Below are 3,782 nucleotides of genomic sequence, written 5' to 3' on the forward strand. Positions count from 1 at the left end.
GATGAGCAGTGCCCATACATCGAAGATACGGCCATTCTTGGTTGCATATGCACCAACGATACAGATCATGATGATAACCGGGTACATTCTCTGACGCGGAATGTAGATGATCTTGCTGATCCACTTGATCGGGTAGAACATACAAATGAACATCAGGATGTTACAGCATAACAGCGCGATCAGAATGGTGTTCCAGGTTTCCGGGTGCTGGGTGATGAACAGCGGTCCTACCTGTACTCCCTGCAGCATGAATGCACTGATCAGGACTGCGGTAGTAGAGTCTCCAGGGATACCAAGGCTTAACAGCGGGATCAGTGCGCCACCGGTCAGACCGTTGTTGGAAGACTCGGATGCAACCAGACCTTCTGCAACACCGGTACCTAAGAGCTCCGGATGTTTGGAGAAGTTCTTTGCCTGTGCATAAGCCAGAATGGAAGCAGCGGATCCGCCTACACCCGGAAGTACACCCATGAAGGTACCGATTAAGGAAGAACGAACCAGGTTAATGCCCTGACCCTTGAAATCTTTAAAGGAGAAGGTAGACTTACCGTCCATCTCACCGTCAACTTTGTCAATTTTGAAGCGCATGCCTTCCTCTGCCTCTTCAAAGATCTGAGCAATTGCAAACAGACCGATCAGAACCGGAAGCAGCTGGAAGCCGTCCTGCATTTTGGACTTAAACATAGCCGGAACCATACGATATGCGTTGTTTACGCTGAACATACCGATCAGGCTGGTCAGTACGCCAAGGAAACCGGCAAATACACCACGAAGCATCTGTCCCTTGGACAGAGCTGCGATAACCGTCAGTGCAAACAGGATGATGAGGAACTTCTCAACGGCACTGAACTTCAGTGCAGCTGCACTTAAAAGCGGGGTGAACAGCCACAGGCAGATCAGGGAAATAAGGCCACCAACAAAGCTGGAAAGAATACCAATCTTCAGGGCTCTCTCACCCTCACCGCGTTTTGCCATCGGGTAACCATCGAAGGTAGTGGTGATGGAAGACGGGGTACCCGGAATATTGATCAGGATAGCCGGAACAAGTCCGCCGGAAATACCTCCTACATACAGACCGAGCAGCAAATACAGGGCCATCTCAAGATCATATGCGTAGGTCATCGGCAGGAAAACTGCTACTGCCATGGTTGCGGTCATGCCAGGGATCGCACCGAACACGATACCAGCCACAACACCAAGTGCTGCAATCAGAATATGAGCAATTGAAATCATTTATGTTTTCCTCCCTTCTTTAATATAAAGTGAATCCGAACTGCGGGAATGCCATGGTGCAGATACCGCTCGGCAGGGTGATGTTAAATACAACACCGAACAGTACGGCAATTGCAAGGGAACTTACCAGTGCAATGATGATGCTGACTACCAGAGACTTTGGTGCTACTCCTGCATAAAGTACATTAAACAGGAACACGAAGATAATACTGGATACGGTAAAACCAATCACATTCAGACATGCAATAAATGCAATGAATAACACCAGGGTACCGAACAGTTTTACATAGTCGCAGTTGTCAATGAAGAATTTGCCCGGTTTCTTGAAGAACGGCTCACCGTTTTTCACACGAGCCATGCCCTCAGTCAAAATGATGGCTGCCAGGAGCACAACCAGAATTCCCATGACAATGTGAGGAACGATCCAATGCTGAGTTGAATAAACGACCTGAATCATAGTTATCCCTTCCCTTTTCTTAAAATATTTTCAGATAAAATATGCCCTGCACACACTCCATGCTGAATGCAAGCCTGCGCAGGGCACTGTTCAATTCTTATTTGTCCTGTATCAGACCAATTACTGAGTCAGGGTATCCAGAGACGGAGCCTTCTCGATCAGGGACTTACACATCTCACGCTTGTTGTAGATGAATTCCTTGGAAGCCTCTACACCAACTTCGTCAGCAGTCAGAGTGTTGTAGTACAGCTTCTGCATATCTGCGATAAAAGCCGGATCCTCAGTAACTTTCTTCATAGCTGCCTCGTACTCAGCAAGTACGCTTGCATCCATGTCTTTCGGGAAGTACATGCAGAAATCTTTTGCAAACTCGAACGGCTCACCCTCGAAGGTAACGCCATCTTTTGCCATGGAATCAATCTCTACACCGTTAACCTCACCACAGGAACCAAACATGGTCATCTTTAACTGATCTTCAACACCATCCTTGGTGTACTGCTCAAATGCGGAAGTATCACCGTAGATAACATCTGCATTACGATCCCACAGTCTCTGCAGTTTCTCAGCGGTGGTACCGCCAACGATTGCTTTGATACGGCTTGCTACGTCATCGCCGTAGGTATCTTTTACGTACAGATAGTAAGCAACGAATGCCAGATGAGAGGTTGCGCCGGACTCAATGTTAAAGGATACGGTTGCATCCGGGTTGTCCTGCAGGTATTTGGTAACATCGCTTAAGTTATTCCAGCCCTTCTCAGCTGCTGCACCGAAGCATGCGCCCGGGTTCTGGCCGATACGCGGACCAACAGTCATATTCTCCAGAGCATACTGCTCATCAACAGAACCAAACAGAACGCTTAAGAAAGTCATGTCATGGAACATCATAACAGTCTTGCCGTCACCCTTTGCATTCTGCATCTCGTCCAGAGCTGCTGCGTTACCGATTGCATCAACCTTACCGTTGAAGCCCATCTCTTTGCTTAAGTAACGGGTTACCAGATCTGCGATCATATAAGAGTCACCGGAAGTAGAAGTAGAACCGATTACGACACGAACGTTCTGGCCCTTTAAGCTGCTCTCGCCGCCGCCAACGTTTGCTGCCTCGGTCTCTGCTGCTGCCTCGGTCTCTGCTGCTGCCTCACTGCCGCCCTGAGCTGCTGCAGCGGTGGTTTCTGTAGCTGCCTTGCTTCCGCAGCCTGCCATGGACATAACCATTGCTGCCGCTGCTACAACTGCTGTTGCTTTTTTGAATACTTTTCTCATTTTCCTTCTCCCTTCATAAATGTAAAAATGAAAAGTTTTATTTAATATCTTGACCTTCTTCCGTCCTGTTCCTGCGTGGTCACCGGAATCGGAGAGGGGATATTCTTAAAAAAATCCAAAAATGATGATTTATCTTTTCTTAGCAAATTTTATCATCTTTTAACGATATATTTATCATATCGCATAGTCTTTTTTTCGTAAAATACTATATTTTTAGTTGTCTCTAAATTTTTCTTATGGTATTTTGCCTGACATAAAGATGCTGTTCATTTTTTGTTTAGATTCTGTTAATAATTATATTATCATTTTCACTCAAAGTAAATTTAATTTTTCTATGAGTTCCCTTAATTTTGTTAAGTGTGTATACACAAAAAAACAGGAACTTTTTTCAAAGGAAAGTTCCTGTTTTTTCTATGGGGGTATGTAATTGTAACGGTCGTTTTAAGCGTTTTGCGTCTTTGCTTTTTTCTTGGTGTTTCTGTCATCATAGATTGCATACGCAATAGAGATGATGATCAGCAGCCAGATAAAAAGGCCGATCGGTCTTGAGAAAAATACGCCAAGGCTTCCGTTTGATGCGGATACAGACTGAATAAAGTAATTCTCAAGGTCTTTACCAAGGATGAAACCGATCAGATAGCAGGATGCCGGAATCTTGATCTTGCCAAAGATATAACCAATCACACCGAAGATGAGCAGTGCCCATACATCGAAGATACGGCCATTCTTGGTTGCATATGCACCAACGATACAGATCATGATGATAACCGGGTACATTCTCTGACGCGGAATGTAGATGATCTTGCTGATCCACTTGATCGGGTAGAAC

The 3,782-nt window shown here is 45.6% G+C and carries 4 protein-coding genes; all 4 read right to left on the minus strand.

Annotated elements, in window-relative coordinates:
* Nucleotides 1-1,233, minus strand: a 1,233-nt coding sequence (locus tag ACMP1L_RS00790) for a tripartite tricarboxylate transporter permease (RefSeq protein ID WP_418451699.1), incomplete at its 3' end; no start/stop codon positions are given.
* Between the two features lie 19 nt (nucleotides 1,234-1,252).
* Nucleotides 1,253-1,690, minus strand: a complete 438-nt coding sequence (locus tag ACMP1L_RS00795) for a tripartite tricarboxylate transporter TctB family protein (protein ID WP_418451701.1) — start codon at nucleotides 1,688-1,690, stop codon at nucleotides 1,253-1,255.
* Nucleotides 1,691-1,810: 120 nt separating this feature from the next.
* A complete protein-coding gene (locus ACMP1L_RS00800; protein WP_418451702.1) occupies nucleotides 1,811-2,953 on the minus strand; it encodes a type 2 periplasmic-binding domain-containing protein in 1,143 nt (380 codons plus the stop codon).
* 441 nt (nucleotides 2,954-3,394) lie between these two features.
* A partial coding sequence (locus ACMP1L_RS00805; protein ID WP_418451703.1) for a tripartite tricarboxylate transporter permease occupies nucleotides 3,395-3,782 on the minus strand: 388 nt, incomplete at its 5' end.

The organism is Ventrimonas sp. (assembly GCF_048380235.1).
In the GTDB taxonomy this organism is placed as follows: Bacteria; Bacillota; Clostridia; order Lachnospirales; family Lachnospiraceae; genus Brotaphodocola.

Excerpts from the sequence above, each read along its gene's own strand:
- ACMP1L_RS00800 (WP_418451702.1), bottom strand. The coding sequence starts at position 2,953 with ATGAGAAAAGTATTCAAAAAAGCAACAGCAGTTGTAGCAGCGGCAGCA.
- ACMP1L_RS00795 (WP_418451701.1), bottom strand. The coding sequence starts at position 1,690 with ATGATTCAGGTCGTTTATTCAACTCAGCATTGGATCGTTCCTCACATT.